The organism is Desulfobacter latus, from assembly GCF_013389365.1.
In the GTDB taxonomy this organism is placed as follows: Bacteria; Desulfobacterota; Desulfobacteria; order Desulfobacterales; family Desulfobacteraceae; genus Desulfobacter; species Desulfobacter latus.
Genome location: NZ_JACADJ010000140.1, coordinates 1 through 2,915 on the forward strand (window position 1 = coordinate 1; position 2,915 = coordinate 2,915).

The following is a 2,915-nucleotide window of genomic DNA, read 5'->3' on the forward strand; positions in this document are numbered from 1 at the left end:
GCTTGCTATGGCTGCAAAGTGTTTTCATTGGTTGTCGAAGCCCGCAGCAGAGGAGAACGGGGGGAGACCCCCGTTCTCCGGCCAAGCTTGGGCCATCGGTTGGTAATCCTCATTTTATAGGCGTTTCGATTTTTATAAATAGTTTCAAAGTGTTGCATTCACCGTCCAGGTTTAATGTAACGACCAAGTTGAGCGGCGGGGCTTTTTCCGTCCGCTCAAACGCCGGGTTATGTGCCTTGATATTAAATGGTTATTACGATCGATCTCGCTCCCGTAACCATTTATAGCAACCCGAAATTCCTTGCTTTGCAAATGTTCTTCACCTCTGCTGAAATACAGTTTTTAATTTTCTTCTTCGTTTTCTGCGCTTTCAATATTCTCTGCTTCTATTTCTTCTGCAACCAACCAATCACTATCTGGTCTTGTAATTAGCCGTGCATTACTGTAAGCCCATGCTAATGGCAATACTGTATGACCAAGATAAGTCCCTGATTCTGTTTTATCCACAACAAGTGCCAAATCTATTCTTTCATCGTCAATTAAAGATAATGGAAGTAATAAAGACATCTTATTATTTTTTGGATAATACATAGGAATAGCCGTTTTAAAGTTCCATTGTACTCTTTTTAAAGCCAAATTAAGGCTATCAGCAAAACGATTTTTAATGGCTCTAAATTTTTTGCTATCACCTTCAATTGCTGCGGATAATGATTCAAAATATTGACTCTTTTGCAAAGTATCCATATTTGAGGTATCCCTGAAATTAAATCCTTTAGGTCTGTTATCTTCAAGAAATTCAAGAGGTAAACGGGATAAATTATCTAAAATAATATGACTCCAATTTAATTGTGGTTTAGATGCTGACATATCGTAGATAAGTTCTGTAACTGAATTGTAAAACCGAGATCTTTCAGGCAACGGATTGAAGTTACTAACTAATATTTTCCCGGCTTTGCCAACACCTGAAGTACAAAATTCATGGAAATACCATTCTTGCTTATGAGGAACCTTATTCTTTTCAAATAATGCATATATTGATTCATATAAATCGTCAACCAAACCTGTATTAAATGAGGCATATCGGTTATTTATGCTAATTTTGCCCTCTTTTGAAAGCCTGAAAAAAGTGTATTTCAAATATTTGCTAAGAATTGGTAAGGGATAGTTTGGATCCTGTTTCTTGTAGTACCACCTTTCTTTAAGTGCCTTATTTTTTAAATCGTTAACAACCTGCCTAAAATCCCCCATCCATGCCCACTGCATCAAATTGGTGGGAACAGCTTTTTTAGTATCAAAATCAAGGCGATCTGCAATTTTTCGTGTTTGTGAATTAGAAGAAGAAACTCTGGCAAAAAGTACAGGTACTTGATGCGAAGTATCTTTTTTAATTTCAATATCATCAGGAAATTGTTCTAATAATTCTTTCAGCTTGAGAAAACCTATCGCTTTGTAGTTAATTCCGAGGTCATTCAGAGGCTTTCCTATTAAAGCAAGATCTGTCCAGCCGTCATCAGATTGGTTGTTAGTAATAACTGTCACAATGCTTTGAAGTGTTTCTATTTTATTCATTTTTCACATCTCCCTTTTATCAATTTACCATTTTCAATAGCGCTAACTTACTTTAAAAGCACGTAACGCGGAGCTGAGGGGCCGGGCTTTTGAACCCAAAAAGCTCCGATAAAAAGTTAAACTTTCCTGAACCAGACACTTCCAAAAACGCCGCGCACCTAGCCCGGTCCCTCTCAAGCGTTTTGTTCGCTGCCATTTTTTTAATTGCGTCCCAATCCGGCACTACTTTTTTATGTGGTACAGAATCAAGGATACTTTTAACAGTTGACTTTAATTTCGTAATTTCCTTTTTTGATATTCGGGCTTCTAATGCCGCAATGTGAAAATTTGTGTTTTACTCATTCTCGCACCTCCAAAGATAATAAACATCACCAGGAGTGATTACTATAAATGGGTGGTTTTTCAGTTCTCCCCGCTGAAAATCTTTGTTCGAGCCAATTATTGATCATTATTAATATCGAACAGAGAATTATTAGGCACCACAAGTGAATTACGCTCGCTAATGTCAATAATTTCCCTTTTAAAGGAATTTGATGCTTCTGGATGGAAAGTAATGCCGCAAACCAGCGCTTTTATATCAATCTTTGGAGCAAACACTCTAAATTGTGAACTATCTTCCTTTTCGAACAAGTTTTGATCAAAACAATCGCTGTCAAATTCTTTAACTGGCGAACGAAAAGCGACTGCTCTAAGTTCCCGTTCGAAACAAAAATCCACATGTTTATGTGTAATGTACTCAAACATATTTAAGCTGGGCAAGCTTTCGTTATTATAGTCAATATATCGAACAACCCCTATTTCCACATACTTCGGGAGGAGGGCTCGAAGTGTTTTATAATTTGTTTGGATGGCAACTGAATCTTTTGATTGTGTATATTCGCACCACATTCTATTATTTTCATTTTCATTAATATGCCAGCAGCTAACATAATAATGCTCTCTAAAAACTGAGCCAAATTTTGATAATTTTTCTTGATTCGCTTTAATTATTTGTTTTTGTCTGTCTGTAGTCGCGTTTCTTGATTGATTATTCCACCACAGATCATTGCCAGTTGGTTCAGTTCCTTCAAGCGGATCTCCCAACTTATATGCAACAGACATGAAAAGTCGCTGATTTTCTATCAGCCATTCGAATTTAGAAATATCCATATATCGCCAAATTTTTATGCCATTTTGGGCGGGTTTTGGAAATGCAGGATGTTGATATTGTTCATTCATTACAAGGGGTTCGATTATTTTAGGTTCTAAACCCTCAAATTTCATTTTAAATTTTATTTGTTACTTAATTTTCTAACAATCTTCAATTATATCTCTCTCTGTTCGATAGTTTTAAAAAGTAAAAACAA

Annotated in this window: 2 protein-coding genes; both read right to left on the reverse strand. The window is 36.3% G+C overall.

The genetic code is table 11. The features are described from left to right. Positions 1-342: 342 nt before the first annotated feature. A complete protein-coding gene (locus HXW94_RS18435; protein WP_178368355.1) occupies positions 343-1,569 on the reverse strand; it encodes a DUF3825 domain-containing protein in 1,227 nt (408 codons plus the stop codon). A gap of 438 nt (positions 1,570-2,007) precedes the next feature. After that, a complete protein-coding gene (locus HXW94_RS18440; protein ID WP_178368356.1) occupies positions 2,008-2,832 on the reverse strand; it encodes a hypothetical protein in 825 nt (274 codons plus the stop codon). Positions 2,833-2,915: the final 83 nt, after the last annotated feature.